The sequence below is a fragment of the Naasia sp. SYSU D00948 genome (assembly GCF_017916515.1).
In the GTDB taxonomy this organism is placed as follows: domain Bacteria; phylum Actinomycetota; class Actinomycetes; order Actinomycetales; family Microbacteriaceae; genus Naasia.
The window spans coordinates 189,713-203,379 of the sequence record NZ_JAFMTA010000001.1 but is presented as its reverse complement, the minus strand read 5'-3'; the positions used below and the strand labels follow the sequence as shown (position 1 = coordinate 203,379).

The following is a 13,667-nucleotide window of genomic DNA, read 5'->3' as shown; positions in this document are numbered from 1 at the left end:
CTAGAATCCGGCCATGCGGCGGTCCTTCGCGCTCCTCTGGGTGTCCCAGGCCGCGTCGGCGCTCGGGACGAGCATCTCGTCGCTCGCGTATCCGCTGCTCGTCCTCGACCTGACGGGCGACCCGGTGCAGGCGGGACTCGTCGGCGCTGTGACGGCGGGGACGGGCCTGCTCCTCAAGGTGCCGGGCGGCATCCTCGCGGACCGCCGCGCGCCGCGGTTCCTCATGATCGCCGCCGACCTCGCCCGCGCGACCCTCATCGGCGGCCTCGCGCTCGCGATCCTGGCCGGCGCCGCCTCGCTGCCCCTCGTCCTCGTGGCCGTCGCCCTCGAGGTCGCGCTCGGGACGGTGTTCGGTCCCGCGGAGTTCTCCCTGGTCCGCGCGGTGGTTCCGGCCGAGGAGCGCGCTCTCGCCGTGGGGCGCATGCAGTCGCGGACCGCGATCGCCGGGCTGGTCGGGCCGGTGGCCGGCGGAGGGCTGTACGGGATCCACCCCGCGCTGCCGTTCGCCGCGGACGCCGGGAGCTACCTCGTCTCCTCCCTCCTCGTGGTCGCGGTCCGCGCGCCCCGGTGGACGCCGCCGCCCGTCCGGGAGCGGCTCGCGGGCGGCTGGCGCTGGCTGCGCTCGGATCCGCTCCTCCTGCCCGCCGGCCTCTGGGTCGCGGCGCTCGTGGCGGTGTTCGGCGCCGTGGGGCTCGCGATCCTCGTGTTCGCGCGGGAGCGCGGCGCGGCTCCGGCCGAGCTCGGCGTCCTCTTCGCCCTGAGCGCAGGCGGCGGTCTCGTCGGCGCCCTGCTGACGCCCGCGATCCAGCGCCGGTGGAGGCCCGCGACCGTGTTCCGCGCGGCCGCCCTCGTCGACACGGTGGCGACGCTCGCCCTGCTCCCGCTCACCTCGCCGATCGCGATCGGGCTCGCCGGCGCCGCCGCCTTCCTCCTCGCACCCGCCGTCCAGGCGAGCCTCTTCGGCGCCCTGTCCGAGCGGTGCCCGGACCACCTCGTCGGCCGTGCGCAGTCGACCCTCGGCCTCGTCGTCGGCGCGGCCGCACCGCTCGCGCCCGTCGCCATCGGCGCCGCGATCGCCGCCTTCGACGCGACGACGGCGATCGCCGTGTGCGCCGCCGCCTTCGCCGCCCTCACGGTGGTCGCCCTCCTCCTCCCCGCCTTCCGTCGTGCCGCCTGACGGTGTTGCGCGGATCAGGAGATCCGCCGCGACACGCCGCAGCGGGTCCTGATCCGCGTGCGGATCGGCCCTTCCGTCCTGATCCGCGTGGAAACTCCTGATCCGCGCAGACAGGGAGGCCGCGGGGCCGCGCGAAGGGCCGCCGGAGGCCCGCCGCGCGGGAGGGGGCCCGAGGGCACAGGGGAGGCCGTGCGCCACGCCCTACACTCGGATGCGACATGGCGCGCATCTTCGACTGCTCCGCCGAGTCCGATCTCCTCCCCGGCATGCGCCTCGCGCGGGGTGCCATCGGGCGCGGCGAACTCGTCGTCCTCCCCACCGACACGGTGTACGGAGTCGCCGCCGACGCCTTCTCCCCGGACGCCGTCCAGCGCCTCCTCGACGCGAAGGGCAGGGGCCGGCAGTCGCCGCCGCCCGTGCTCGTGCCCGGGATCCCCACCCTCGACGCGCTCGCGGAGACGGTGCCCGACGTCGTGCGCGAGCTGGTGACCCGGTTCTGGCCGGGGCCGCTCACGGTGATCCTGCCCGCCCGCCCCTCGCTCGCCTGGGACCTGGGGGAGACCGGCGGCACCGTCGCGCTGCGGATGCCGGACAACCGCATCGCCCTCGAGCTGCTCAGCGAGACGGGTCCGCTCGCCGTCTCGAGCGCCAACCTCACCGGGCAGCCGCCCGCGACCCGGATCCAGGAGGCCGTCGACCAGCTCGGCGACTCCATCGCCGTCTACCTCGACGGCGGGCCGACCCCGGGTCCCGTCCCGTCGACGATCCTCGACGCCACCGCGCATGCGGCGGGCACGGGACCGCTGCGCACCGTCCGCGCCGGCGTCCTGACCGAGGACGAGCTGCGCGGGGTCGCAGGCGACGCGCTGGAGCGATCCCCGTGACCCTGCTCGCCCTCATGGGGCTCCTGTCCGCGGTCGTCACCTTCGTGCTGTCCTGGGTCGTCTACCGGCTCGGCATGAAGTTCCGGTTGCACCCGCAGATCCGCGAGCGGGACGTCCACACCCGGCCGACGCCCCGGCTCGGCGGCGTCGCCATGTTCGCGGGCGTCGCCGTCGCGCTCGGCGTCGCGTCGCAGATCCCGTTCTTCCGCCTGGTCTACGCCGAGCCGGGCAAGATCTGGGCGATCCTCCTCGCCGCGCTGATCATCGTCGCGATCGGAGTGGCGGACGACCTGCTCGACCTGGACTGGATGATCAAGCTCGCGGGTCAGATCCTCGCGGGCGGGGTGCTCGCCTGGCAGGGCGTCGCGATCACGACGCTCCCGCTCGGCCAGCTCACGGTCGGCTCCTCCTGGATGTCGCTCATCCTCACGGTGTTCGCCGTCGTCTTCGTGATGAACGCCGTCAACTTCATCGACGGCCTGGACGGGCTCGTCGCGGGCGTCGCGATCATCGCCAACGGCGTGTTCTTCCTCTACAGCTACCTGCTCGTGGTGATGACGAGCCCGAACAACTACTTCAACCTGGCCTCCCTCATCTCGGCGGTCGTCATCGGCGCGTGCGTGGGCTTCCTGCCGCTCAACTGGCACCCGGCGAAGCTGTTCATGGGCGACGCGGGCGCGTACCTCGTCGGGCTGCTCATGGCGACGTCCGCGATCGCCGTGACCGGCCAGGTCGATCCCGCGCAGATCTCCGAGTTCGGCCGGGCCTCACTGTTCCCCGCGTTCCTGCCGATCCTGCTGCCGATCGCGATTCTCGTCGTCCCGTTCCTCGACTTCGCGCTCGCCGTCACGCGGCGCCTGCGTGCGGGTAAGTCGCCGTTCAGCGCGGACCGCCAGCACCTGCACCACCGGCTCCTCGACATGGGGCACAGCGTCGTGCACGCGGTCCTGCTCTTCTACGCGTGGACGGCCGTCGTCTCGATCGGGGCGTTCCTGTTCTTCGTCGTGAAGCCCTACGCCTGGGCGATCGCGTTCCTCGCCGTGGGGCTCCTCGTCTGCGCGGCGCTCACGCTCGCCCCCCTATCCCGCCGGAAGGCCGTCGAGGCGGCCGTCCAGTCCGCGCCGCCGGCCGTCGCCGCCGCCCAGTTCGACCCGCTCGACGCCGCCTCGGAGCAGCCCGAGCCGCAGACCCAGCAGAGGAGCGGATCATGACCGCGTCCACCCGACCGAGCTCGAGCATCGTGATGAGCCGAGTCCTCCTGTGGGGCGCCGTCCTGGCGGGAGGCATCGCGGTCGTCGCCGCGCCCCTCGGCTACGCCGTGGCGGGCGTCCCGGGGCTCGTCGGCGGGCTCCTCGGCGCCGCCATGGGCCTCGTGTTCATGGGCGCCACGGCCCTCAGCATCCTGGTCGCCAACCGGTTCGCGTCATCGGACGCGTACCCGGCCGTGTTCCTCGGCGTCGTGATGGGCGGGTGGCTCGTGAAGCTCGTGCTCTTCCTCATCGTCACGGTGCTGCTGCGCGACCAGCCCTGGCTCGAGCCGTCGGTCCTCGGGCTGACCCTCATCGTCGTCGTCGTGGGCTCCCTCGTCGTCGACGTCCTCGTCACCGTCAAGGGCCGGATGCCCGCCGTCACCGACCTCCCCCCGTCCCGCCGGATCGACTGACGCCGGGCGGGACAGTGCCCTTCTGCTAGGGTGAGGAAGTCCCAATCGCCGCGTTGTCGCACGCCCCGATGTTGGAGCATGACCTGCTAAGCGCACTCTTTCCTGCCCTTCCGCTCGCCGCCGGCGAAGCCGAGTTCCACGCACCGTCGATCGAGGAGTTCTTCCCGCCGGTCGTCCTCTTCGAGGGCACTCCGTTCGAGCTGAACCGGATCATGATCATCCGCCTGATCGTGACCTTCGCCATCGTGCTCTTCTTCTACCTCGGCACGCGGCGGATGCGCCTCGTCCCGACGCGATTCCAGAGCGTCGTCGAGCTGGGTCTCCAGTTCGTGCGCGTCAACATCGCCGAGGACCTGCTGGGCAAGAAGGACGGCCAGCGCTTCCTCCCGCTGATCACGACGATCTTCTTCCTCGTGCTCGGCATGAACATCACGGGCATCATCCCGCCGTTCAACATCGCCGGCACGTCCGTGATCGGGATCCCGCTGCTGCTCGCCATCGTGGTGTGGTTCGCCTTCGTCTACGCGGGGCTCCGCAAGAGCCCGGGCAAGTTCCTCAGGAACACGCTCTTCCCGCCCGGCGTGCCCTGGTACTTCTACGTCATCGTGACGCCGATCGAGTTCGTCTCGACCTTCATCCTCCGGCCGGTCACGCTGACGCTCCGTCTGACGATGAACATGATCGTCGGGCACCTGCTCCTCGTGCTGTTCTTCTCGGCGACGAGCTTCTTCCTCTACGAGTGGCAGGACGCCGGGCTGATGAGGCTGTTCAGCGTCGGCACCTTCGCCTTCGGCTTCGCCTTCACGCTGTTCGAGATCTTCGTGGCCTTCCTGCAGGCGTACGTCTTCGCCCTGCTGACTGCGGTCTACATCCAGCTCTCGCTCGCTGAAGAGCACTGACCTAACGACCCCTGCAGGTCCGGGCTAACAACAATCCGGACCACAACGAAAGGAAGAACCCAACGTGGACACAACCGTTGTCGCCGAGCTCACCGGCAACATCGCGACCGTCGGCTATGGTCTCGCCGCCATCGGCCCCGCCATCGGCGTGGGCATCGTGGTCGGCCGCACCATCGAGGGCACCGCGCGCCAGCCCGAGCTCTCCGGCCGGCTGCAGACCCTGATGTACATCGGCATCGCCTTCACCGAGGCCCTGGCCCTCATCGGCATCGCCACGTACTACATCTTCGGGGCGTAGTCCTCATGCTTCGGGCAGCTCACGCGGAAGAGGCGGCGCACAACCCGCTCATCCCCGCGCTCCCGGACCTCCTCTGGGGTGCGGTCTGCTTCGCGATCATCCTCGCCCTGTTCTGGTGGAAGGTGCTCCCGGCGGTCAAGAAGCTGCTGGACGAGCGCGCAGCCAAGATCGAGGGCGGGATCGAGCGCGCCGAGCAGGCGCAGCGAGAGGCGGCCGCGGCACTCGACAAGTACAACGCGCAGCTCGCCGAGGCCCGCGCCGAGGCGGCTCGCATCCGTGAGCAGGCCCGCGAGGACGGCAAGCGGATTCTCGTCGAGATGCGCGAGCAGGCGCAGGCCGAGGCCGCGCGCATCACTGCGCACGCGCAGGCGCAGATCGAGGCCGAGCGCCAGGCGGCGGTCACGTCGCTGCGCTCGGAGGTCGGCTCGCTCGCGATCGATCTCGCCTCCGGCGTGGTCGGCGAGAGCCTCACGGACGACCGCCGGGCCCGCGCCCTGGTCGACCGGTTCCTGGCCGAGCTCGAGGCCGAGGGCGACGGCGCTCGGACCGCGGGCGCGAGGACGAGGGCCTGATGGGCTCTGCGAGTCGCTCCGCCCTCGAGGCATCGAAGACGGTCCTCGCGAGCATGCCCGTCCGCAGCGAGCGGGTGGGCGAAGAGGTTCTGGCGGCTGCGCGGACGATCGCCTCGTCCGCGCAGCTCCGCTCCCTCCTCGCCGACCCCGGCATCTCGCCGGAGGACAAGGGCGGGCTCGTCGGCCGGGTCTTCGCGAAGCTCGACCGCACCGCGGTCGCTCTGCTCGCCGCGATGGCGGCCGAGCGCTGGTCGACGCAGGACGAGTTCGTGGCCGGCATCGAGGAGATCGGCATCCGCGCCCTCGTGGCGTCGGCCGGTCCCGAGACGAACGTCCAGAGCGAGCTGTTCGCGTTCGAGAACGCGGTGCGCTCCGACTCGGCTCTCGAGCTGGCGGTCAGCAGCAAGCTCGGCAGCCCGGAGGCCAAGAGCACCCTGGTGGAGCGCCTGCTCGGCGGCGCGTCGCCGCAGACCCGCGTCCTCGTGAGCCACCTGGTCCGCCAGCCGCGCGGGCGCCGGATCGGCGAGTCCCTCCGGAACGCCGCCGCCGTCGCCGCCGATCAGGCAGGACTCGGCATCGCCGTGGTCCGCACGGCGACGCCGCTCACCCTGGCCCAGCTCACCCGGCTCCAGGACGTCCTCAGCCGGCGCTACGGGCGGAAGCTCAGCGTCAACCAGGTTGTGGATGAGACGCTGGTGGGCGGGTTGCGCATCTCCATCGGCGACGACGTGATCGACGGCAGCGTCGCGACACGCCTCTCCGATCTTCGACTTCAACTCGTCGGCTGAGCCGGCGCTTCCGGAAAGAGGAAACATCATGGCAGACCTGACGATCAGCCCCGACGAGATCCGCAGTGCGCTGAAGGACTTCGTCTCGTCCTACGAGGCGGCGGGCGCGCAGACCACCGAGGTCGGGTACGTCATCGACGCCGCAGACGGCATCGCCCACGTCGAGGGCCTGCCGGGCGTCATGGCCAACGAGCTCGTCCGCTTCCAGGACGGCACGCTCGGGCTCGCCCAGAACCTGGACGAGACCGAGATCGGCACCATCGTGCTCGGTGAGTTCCAGGGCATCGAGGAGGGCATGGAGGTGCACCGCACCGGCGAGGTCCTCTCCGTGGCCGTCGGCGACGGGTACCTCGGCCGTGTGGTCGACCCGCTCGGCAACCCGATCGACGGCCTCGGCCCGATCGCGACCGAGGGCCGCCGTGCCCTCGAGCTCCAGGCCCCCGGCGTGATGATGCGCAAGAGCGTGCACGAGCCGATGCAGACCGGCATCAAGGCGATCGACGCGATGATCCCGATCGGCCGCGGCCAGCGCCAGCTCATCATCGGCGACCGCCAGACCGGCAAGACCGCGATCGCGATCGACACGATCATCAACCAGAGGGCGAACTGGGAGTCGGGCGACCCGAAGAAGCAGGTCCGCTGCATCTACGTCGCCATCGGCCAGAAGGGCTCGACCATCGCGGGCGTCAAGGGCGCCCTCGAGGACGCCGGCGCCATGGAGTACACGACGATCGTCGCCGCTCCCGCGTCCGACCCGGCCGGCTTCAAGTACCTCGCTCCCTACACCGGGTCGGCGATCGGCCAGCACTGGATGTACGGCGGCAAGCACGTCCTGATCATCTTCGACGACCTGTCGAAGCAGGCCGAGGCCTACCGCGCCGTCTCGCTCCTCCTCCGCCGCCCGCCGGGCCGCGAGGCGTACCCCGGCGACGTGTTCTACCTGCACTCCCGTCTGCTGGAGCGCTGCGCGAAGCTCTCGGACGAGCTCGGCGGGGGCTCGATGACCGGTCTGCCGCTCATCGAGACGAAGGCGAACGACGTCTCGGCGTACATCCCGACCAACGTGATCTCGATCACCGACGGCCAGATCTTCCTGCAGTCGGACCTGTTCAACTCGAACCAGCGCCCGGCCGTGGACGTCGGCATCTCGGTGTCCCGCGTCGGCGGCGACGCCCAGGTGAAGAGCATCAAGAAGGTCTCCGGCACGCTGAAGCTCGAGCTCGCCCAGTACCGCTCGCTCGAGGCGTTCGCGATGTTCGCGTCCGACCTCGACGCGGCGAGCCGCCGTCAGCTCGCGCGCGGCGCCCGCCTCACCGAGCTGCTCAAGCAGCCGCAGTACTCGCCGTACCCCGTCGAGGAGCAGGTCGTCTCGATCTGGGCCGGCACGAACGGCAAGCTCGACGAGGTGCCCGTCCCCGACGTGCTCCGGTTCGAGCGCGAGCTGCTCGACTACCTCGGCCGCAACACGCAGATCCTCACCCGGCTCCGCGACACCAACGTGCTGGACGACGACACCGTCGCCGAGCTCGACCGTGCCGTCGACCGCTTCAAGCTCGAGTTCCAGACCGGCGAGGGCAGGCCGCTCGCGTCGGCGGGGCACGAGGAGTTCACGCCCATCGACCAGGAGGACGTGAACCAGGAGAAGATCGTGCGGGCGCGCCGGTAATGGGAGCCCAGCTCCGCGTCTACCGCCAGAAGATCCGCTCGGCGCAGACGACGAAGAAGATCACCCGCGCGATGGAGCTCATCTCCGCCTCGCGGATCCAGAAGGCCCAGCAGCGGGTCGCGGCGTCAACGCCGTACGCCCGCGCGGTCACGCAGGCGGTGTCGGCGGTGGCGGCGTACTCCAACGTCGACCACCCGCTGACGACCGAGAAAGAGCACGTCGAGCGCGCAGCCGTCGTGATCTTCGCCTCCGACCGCGGTCTCGCCGGTGCCTTCAGCGCCAGCGTGATCAAGGAGGCCGAGGAGCTCACCGAGCTGCTTCGCTCCCAGGGCAAGAAGGTCGTGCACTACCTCGTCGGCCGCAAGTCCGTCGCGTACTTCTCGTTCCGCAAGCGGGAGTACGCCCGCAGCTGGACCGGCGGCACCGACCAGCCCGTGTTCGCGACCGCGAAGGAGATCGGGGACGAGCTCGTCTCCGCCTTCGAGCGGGATGCGGCCGACGGCGGGGTCGACGAGATCCACATCGTCTACAACCGCTTCGTCAGCATGGTGACGCAGACCCCCGAGGTCGTGCGGCTCCTGCCGCTCGAGGTCGTCGAGGGCGTGGAGCCTCCCGGCCAGCACGAGGTGCTGCCGCTGTACGAGTTCGAGCCCGACCCGGACGCCGTCCTCGACGCGCTGCTCCCGGTGTACATCGAGAGCCGGATCTTCAACGCCATGCTGGCGTCCGCCGCGTCGGAGCACGCGGCGCGGCAGAAGGCCATGAAGTCGGCGAGCGACAACGCCGACGCCCTCATCAGGGACTACACCCGGCTGGCGAACAACGCGCGCCAGTCCGAGATCACCCAGCAGATCTCCGAGATCGTGGGCGGCGCCGACGCCCTCGCCTTGGCGACCTAGCATTCAGAAGGAAGCACAGAATGACCCTCACCGCTCCCGACCGCGCCGACGCCAACCCCGCCGCCCCCGGCGTGGGTCGCGTCGCCCGTGTCACCGGTCCGGTCGTCGACATCGAGTTCCCGAGCGACGCCCTCCCGGAGATCTACAACGCGCTGAAGACGACGATCGTCATCGGCGACCAGAGCCAGGAGATCACCCTCGAGGTCGCCCAGCACCTGGGCGACGACCTCGTCCGGGCGATCGCGCTCAAGCCGACGGACGGCCTCGTCCGCGGCCAGGAGGTCCGCGACACCGGCGGCCCGATCACCGTCCCCGTGGGTGACGTCACCAAGGGCAAGGTGTTCAACGTCACCGGTGACGTCCTCAACCTCCCGGACGGCGAGACCATCGAGGTCACCGAGCGCTGGTCCATCCACCGCAAGGCGCCCGCCTTCGACCAGCTCGAGAGCAAGACGCAGCTGTTCGAGACCGGCATCAAGGTCATCGACCTCCTCACCCCGTACGTGCAGGGCGGCAAGATCGGCCTGTTCGGCGGCGCGGGCGTCGGCAAGACCGTCCTCATCCAGGAGATGATCCAGCGCGTCGCGCAGGACCACGGCGGTGTGTCGGTGTTCGCGGGCGTCGGCGAGCGGACCCGTGAGGGCAACGACCTCATCCACGAGATGGACGAGGCGGGTGTGTTCGACAAGACCGCGCTCGTGTTCGGCCAGATGGACGAGCCGCCGGGCACGCGTCTGCGCGTGGCCCTGTCCGCCCTGACGATGGCGGAGTACTTCCGCGACGTCCAGAAGCAGGACGTGCTGCTCTTCATCGACAACATCTTCCGGTTCACGCAGGCCGGCTCCGAGGTGTCGACGCTGCTCGGCCGCATGCCCTCCGCGGTGGGCTACCAGCCGAACCTCGCCGACGAGATGGGCGTCCTCCAGGAGCGCATCACCTCGACGCGCGGCCACTCGATCACCTCGCTGCAGGCGATCTACGTTCCGGCCGACGACTACACCGACCCGGCTCCCGCCACGACGTTCGCGCACCTCGACGCGACGACGGAGCTCTCCCGCGAGATCGCGTCCCGCGGCCTCTACCCGGCCGTGGACCCGCTGGCGTCGACGAGCCGGATCATGGACCCGCGCTACCTGGGCGAGGACCACTACCGGGTCGCGACGAGCGTGAAGGCGATCCTGCAGAAGAACAAGGAGCTCCAGGAGATCATCGCGATCCTCGGTGTCGACGAGCTCTCCGAGGAGGACAAGGTCACCGTCTCGCGCGCGCGGCGGATCCAGCAGTTCCTCTCGCAGAACACCTACATGGCGAAGAAGTTCACCGGTGTCGAGGGCTCGACCGTGCCCCTCAAGGACACCATCGAGTCCTTTGACGCGATCGTCCGCGGCGACTTCGACCACGTGGCCGAGCAGGCGTTCTTCAACGTCGGCCCGATCAGCGACGTCGAGGAGAAGTGGGCCAAGATCCAGAAGGAGAACGGCTAGCCGTGGCGCTCACCGTCAACGTCGTCTCGGCGGACCAGCAGGTCTGGTCCGGCGAGGCGACCATGGTCGTCGCTCGCACGACCGAGGGGGAGATCGGGATCCTGCCCGGTCACACCCCGCTGCTCGCCGTCCTCGCGGGCGGTGAGGTCCGGGTGACCCAGGTCGGCGGCCGCCGCATCACGGCCAACGCCGAGGACGGGTTCATCTCGGTCCAGAACGACACCGTGACGGTCGTCGCGAGCGCCGCGGAACTGGTGGGCTGACCTGCTCCTGCTGCTGCCCCCGTCCGAGACCAAGCGGGACGGGGGCGACGGCGGTGCGCTCGACTACGGATCCCTGTCGTTCCCGCGGCTGAACGCGGGGCGCCGCACAGTGGTGCGCGCGGTGCGCGCCCTGGCCAAGGACCCGGACGCGATGGCCGCCGCCCTCAAGCTGGGCGCGCGGCAGCGCGATGAGATCGACCGCAACCGGCGGATCACGACCTCGCCGACGCTGCCCGCGATCGACCGCTTCATCGGCGTGCTCTACGACGCGCTCGACGCTCCGTCGTTGCCTTCTGCGGCGCGGGACCGAGCGGCCTCGTCCGTGGCGATCGCGTCGGCGCTGTTCGGGCTCGTCGGCGCCCTCGACCCCATCCCCGCCTACCGGCTGTCGGCCGACTCCCGGCTCCCGGAGCTCCCGCTCAAGGCGCACTGGGCGGACCGGGTGGCGCGCGAGCTGCAGGCCGTGCCGGGCCTGATCCTCGATCTGCGCTCCGAGGGCTACGCCGCGCTCGGACCTGCTCCGGCCCGTCCCGGTGCCGTGTACCTTCGCGTGCTCGGCCAGGGACCGGACGGCGCGGTGCGGGCGCTCAACCACTTCAACAAGAAGGCGAAGGGCGAGCTCGCACGCGCCCTGCTCGCGGCCGACGCTCTCCCGGAGACCGTGGACGAGCTGCTGGACTGGGCCGCCGGAGCGGGCTTCCGGCTCGCGCCGGGAGCGCAAGGGGAGCTGGCCCTGACCGTCTGAGCCCCGGGTAGGTTGGGCGGATGGAGTACCGCAGCCTCGGCCGGTCCGGCCTCCGCGTGTCCGCCGTCGGACTCGGATGCAACAACCTCGGCAGGCCGGGGACCGCGTGCGAGGGCCCCGAGGGAGCCGAGGCCGTGGTCGGCGCCGCGATCGACGCCGGGGTGACCCTGTTCGACACCGCCGACGTCTACGGCGGACGGTTCGGCCTCAGCGAGGAGCTCCTGGGCGAGGCGCTCGCGGGCCGGCGCGACCAGGTGATCGTCGCCACCAAGTTCGGCCACAGCGGGGCCCACAGCCCGATCCCGTCCTGGCAGGACCGCGGCTCCCGCCGGTACATCCGCCGGGCCGTCGAGGGCTCCCTGCGCCGGCTGCGGACCGACTGGATCGACCTCTACCAGCTGCACACGCCCGACCCGAACACGCCGATCGAGGAGACCCTCGCGGCCCTCGACGAGCTCGTGCAGGAGGGCAAGATCCGCTACCTGGGGTCCTCGAACTTCGCCGCATGGCAGCTCGTCGAGGCCGAGCTCACCGCCAGGTCCGGCGGGCGGGAGCGGTTCGTGTCCGCGCAGAACGAGTACAGTCTGCTCGCCCGCGGCGCCGAGACGGAGCTGCTACCGCTCGCCCGGCGCTACGGCATCGGATTCCTGCCGTACTTCCCGCTCTACAACGGCATCTTCACCGGCAAGTACACGCGCGCGGGCGGCCCCGAGGGCAGCCGGATCATGCGGCAGCGGCGGAGCCTCCTGGAGACGGTGCCCTGGGACACCCTCGACCGGTTCGAGGCCTTCGCGACGGAGCGCGGCATCACGATGCTCCAGGCGACGGTGGGCTGGCTGCTGTCGGTCGAGGGGCTCTCGAGCGTCATCGCCGGTGCGACCACGCCGCACCAGATCCGCCAGAACGCGGAGGCGGGCGAGGCCTGGCGGCCCACGCCGGAGGAGGCCGAGGAGATCTCCGCGCTGTTCTCGTGATGGCATCGCCGTGATCCCCGCCGGCTCGGAGCCCTACGAGCGCGCCGCCGATCCGCTGACGCCCGCGCGCCAGCAGCCAGCGAGGTGGTCGTCGACGAGGCCCGCCGACTGCATGAGCGCGTACACCGTCGTCGGTCCGACGAAGCGGAAGCCGCGACGCCGCAGCTCCTTCGACAGCGCCGTGGACTCGGGCGTGACGGCGGGGATCTCCTCGAACGACTCGGGGTGGCGCTCCCGGGCGGGCGGGGCGAAGCTCCAGACGAGGCGGTCGAGCCCGCCCTCGCCCTCCTCGGCGACGAGGGCCGAGAGCGCCGCCGCGTTCGCGACGGTCGCCTCGATCTTCGCCCGGTTGCGGATGATCCTGGTGTCCTGGAGCAGCCGCTCGACCTCGGCCTCACCCCAGTCCACGAGCACGGCCGGGTCGAAGCCGGCGAACGCCTCACGGAAGCCGGAGCGCCGCCGCAGGATGGTGATCCACGACAGCCCGGCCTGGAATCCCTCGAGGCAGAGCTTCTCGAAGAGCGGGCGGTCGCCGTGGAGCGGGGTGCCCCACTCCTCGTCGTGGTACCGGCGGTACTCGGGGTCCCGGGCGGACCATCCGCAGCGGGCGAGGCCGTCCTCGCCGATGGTCGTCGTCATCTCGGCCAGCGTAGGGGCAGGAAGGATCATGCCGGGACGGTAGGGCGAGCAGTGCGAGCGCTCCGCCGTGGTCCTGCCGGCGTGGACGGTGAGCCTCCCCGAGCGGCGGGGGAGGGATCAGCTGTTGAGGACCGCGATGCCCCAGTTGAGCGTCGTGGCGTACAGGATCCAGGCCAGGTACGGCAGGAGCAGCACCGCCGCCGTCCGGCTCACCGGCCGGAAGGTGAGGATCGTGGCGAGCACGCAGATGTCGAGGAGCAGGATGACCGCGAGCGCCACCCAGAGCGCAGAGGGCCCGATCAGGGTGTAGCCCGCGAAGAAGATCGGGCTCCAGACCGCGTTGAGCAAGAGCTGCGCCCCGTACAGCGTGAGCGCCGGCGTGACGTGCTCGAAGCGCCGCCGGAGCCACACGAGCCAGGCGGCCACCGCCATGAGGATGTACAGGACCGTCCAGACGGGACCGAAGAGCCAGTTCGGCGGCGTCCACGCCACCTTGGCGGCCTCCGCATACCAGCCCTCGATCGCCGAGGTCGTCGTCGCGACCCCGAAGGCCGCCGCGGCGAACGAGGCCGCGAGGAACAGCACGAGGGCGAGGATCGACCTCCCGTCGAGGCGGCGGCGGGGCGTCCCGACGAGTCCCGGGGGAGGGGAGGTCGAGCTGTAGGACATGGGTGGGTCTCCGCGGGTGGCCGGTCCCCGAATTCTAGGGCTCCGGG

16 protein-coding genes are annotated in these 13,667 nt (G+C 71.0%); 14 read left to right on the top strand and 2 right to left on the bottom strand.

The window, feature by feature from the left end:
• Nucleotides 1–13: 13 nt before the first annotated feature.
• The 14 genes from J3P30_RS00965 to J3P30_RS00900 all read left to right on the top strand — a co-directional run bounded on the left by J3P30_RS00965 (nt 14) and on the right by J3P30_RS00900 (nt 12,312).
• A complete protein-coding gene (locus J3P30_RS00965; protein WP_210479059.1) occupies nt 14–1,177 on the top strand; it encodes an MFS transporter in 1,164 nt (387 codons plus the stop codon).
• A 218-nt stretch (nt 1,178–1,395) separates the two neighbouring features.
• Nucleotides 1,396–2,061 (top strand): L-threonylcarbamoyladenylate synthase, encoded by a 666-nt coding sequence (locus tag J3P30_RS00960; RefSeq protein WP_210479057.1) that lies wholly within the window; start codon nt 1,396–1,398, stop codon nt 2,059–2,061.
• On the top strand, nt 2,058–3,272 hold the full coding sequence (locus J3P30_RS00955) for an MraY family glycosyltransferase (RefSeq protein WP_210479055.1): 1,215 nt from the start codon (nt 2,058–2,060) through the stop codon (nt 3,270–3,272). The genes J3P30_RS00960 and J3P30_RS00955 overlap by 4 nt, the downstream gene beginning before the upstream one ends.
• Nucleotides 3,269–3,724, top strand: coding sequence for a hypothetical protein (locus J3P30_RS00950; RefSeq protein WP_210479053.1), 456 nt, complete (start codon nt 3,269–3,271; stop codon nt 3,722–3,724). Before J3P30_RS00955 ends, J3P30_RS00950 begins: the two co-directional genes overlap by 4 nt.
• 68 nt (nt 3,725–3,792) lie before the next feature.
• Entirely contained in the window at nt 3,793–4,623 is an 831-nt protein-coding gene (atpB, locus tag J3P30_RS00945; RefSeq protein ID WP_210479052.1) for a F0F1 ATP synthase subunit A, read from the top strand.
• 64 nt (nt 4,624–4,687) lie between these two features.
• A complete protein-coding gene (atpE, locus tag J3P30_RS00940) occupies nt 4,688–4,921 on the top strand; it encodes an ATP synthase F0 subunit C (protein WP_210479051.1) in 234 nt (77 codons plus the stop codon).
• Nucleotides 4,922–4,926: 5 nt separating this feature from the next.
• Complete coding sequence (locus J3P30_RS00935) at nt 4,927–5,493, top strand: F0F1 ATP synthase subunit B (RefSeq protein ID WP_210479050.1); 567 nt, start codon at nt 4,927–4,929, stop codon at nt 5,491–5,493.
• Nucleotides 5,493–6,281, top strand: a complete 789-nt coding sequence (locus J3P30_RS00930; RefSeq protein ID WP_210479049.1) for a F0F1 ATP synthase subunit delta — start codon at nt 5,493–5,495, stop codon at nt 6,279–6,281. The genes J3P30_RS00935 and J3P30_RS00930 overlap by 1 nt, the downstream gene beginning before the upstream one ends.
• Nucleotides 6,282–6,309: 28 nt before the next feature.
• Complete coding sequence (gene atpA, locus J3P30_RS00925) at nt 6,310–7,947, top strand: F0F1 ATP synthase subunit alpha (protein WP_210479048.1); 1,638 nt, start codon at nt 6,310–6,312, stop codon at nt 7,945–7,947.
• Nucleotides 7,947–8,846, top strand: a complete 900-nt coding sequence (locus J3P30_RS00920; RefSeq protein ID WP_210479046.1) for a F0F1 ATP synthase subunit gamma — start codon at nt 7,947–7,949, stop codon at nt 8,844–8,846. Before atpA ends, J3P30_RS00920 begins: the two co-directional genes overlap by 1 nt.
• A gap of 20 nt (nt 8,847–8,866) precedes the next feature.
• Nucleotides 8,867–10,330 (top strand): F0F1 ATP synthase subunit beta, encoded by a 1,464-nt coding sequence (atpD, locus tag J3P30_RS00915; protein WP_210479044.1) that lies wholly within the window; start codon nt 8,867–8,869, stop codon nt 10,328–10,330.
• A 2-nt stretch (nt 10,331–10,332) separates the two neighbouring features.
• Entirely contained in the window at nt 10,333–10,593 is a 261-nt protein-coding gene (locus tag J3P30_RS00910; RefSeq protein ID WP_210479041.1) for a F0F1 ATP synthase subunit epsilon, read from the top strand.
• Nucleotide 10,594: 1 nt separating this feature from the next.
• Nucleotides 10,595–11,338: a YaaA family protein gene (locus tag J3P30_RS00905; protein WP_210481796.1), complete on the top strand. Its 744-nt coding sequence runs from the start codon at nt 10,595–10,597 to the stop codon at nt 11,336–11,338.
• 20 nt (nt 11,339–11,358) lie between these two features.
• Entirely contained in the window at nt 11,359–12,312 is a 954-nt protein-coding gene (locus tag J3P30_RS00900) for an aldo/keto reductase (RefSeq protein WP_210479039.1), read from the top strand.
• Nucleotides 12,313–12,345: 33 nt separating this feature from the next.
• On the opposite strand, the gene J3P30_RS00895 is transcribed toward J3P30_RS00900, so the two are convergent.
• Together J3P30_RS00895 and J3P30_RS00890 are read right to left on the bottom strand one after the other, a co-directional pair.
• A complete protein-coding gene (locus tag J3P30_RS00895) occupies nt 12,346–12,951 on the bottom strand; it encodes a DNA-3-methyladenine glycosylase I (protein WP_210479037.1) in 606 nt (201 codons plus the stop codon).
• Between the two features lie 117 nt (nt 12,952–13,068).
• Nucleotides 13,069–13,620: a TspO/MBR family protein gene (locus tag J3P30_RS00890; protein WP_210479034.1), complete on the bottom strand. Its 552-nt coding sequence runs from the start codon at nt 13,618–13,620 to the stop codon at nt 13,069–13,071.
• Between the last annotated feature and the right edge of the window lie 47 nt (nt 13,621–13,667).

Excerpts from the sequence above, each read along its gene's own strand:
- J3P30_RS00920 (WP_210479046.1), top strand. The coding sequence starts at position 7,947 with ATGGGAGCCCAGCTCCGCGTCTACCGCCAGAAGATCCGCTCGGCGCAG.
- J3P30_RS00900 (WP_210479039.1), top strand. The coding sequence starts at position 11,359 with ATGGAGTACCGCAGCCTCGGCCGGTCCGGCCTCCGCGTGTCCGCCGTC.
- atpA (WP_210479048.1), top strand. The coding sequence starts at position 6,310 with ATGGCAGACCTGACGATCAGCCCCGACGAGATCCGCAGTGCGCTGAAG.
- J3P30_RS00965 (WP_210479059.1), top strand. The coding sequence starts at position 14 with ATGCGGCGGTCCTTCGCGCTCCTCTGGGTGTCCCAGGCCGCGTCGGCG.
- J3P30_RS00960 (WP_210479057.1), top strand. The coding sequence starts at position 1,396 with ATGGCGCGCATCTTCGACTGCTCCGCCGAGTCCGATCTCCTCCCCGGC.
- J3P30_RS00930 (WP_210479049.1), top strand. The coding sequence starts at position 5,493 with ATGGGCTCTGCGAGTCGCTCCGCCCTCGAGGCATCGAAGACGGTCCTC.
- J3P30_RS00935 (WP_210479050.1), top strand. The coding sequence starts at position 4,927 with ATGCTTCGGGCAGCTCACGCGGAAGAGGCGGCGCACAACCCGCTCATC.
- atpB (WP_210479052.1), top strand. The coding sequence starts at position 3,793 with ATGTTGGAGCATGACCTGCTAAGCGCACTCTTTCCTGCCCTTCCGCTC.
- J3P30_RS00890 (WP_210479034.1), bottom strand. The coding sequence starts at position 13,620 with ATGTCCTACAGCTCGACCTCCCCTCCCCCGGGACTCGTCGGGACGCCC.
- J3P30_RS00895 (WP_210479037.1), bottom strand. The coding sequence starts at position 12,951 with ATGACGACGACCATCGGCGAGGACGGCCTCGCCCGCTGCGGATGGTCC.
- atpD (WP_210479044.1), top strand. The coding sequence starts at position 8,867 with ATGACCCTCACCGCTCCCGACCGCGCCGACGCCAACCCCGCCGCCCCC.
- J3P30_RS00950 (WP_210479053.1), top strand. The coding sequence starts at position 3,269 with ATGACCGCGTCCACCCGACCGAGCTCGAGCATCGTGATGAGCCGAGTC.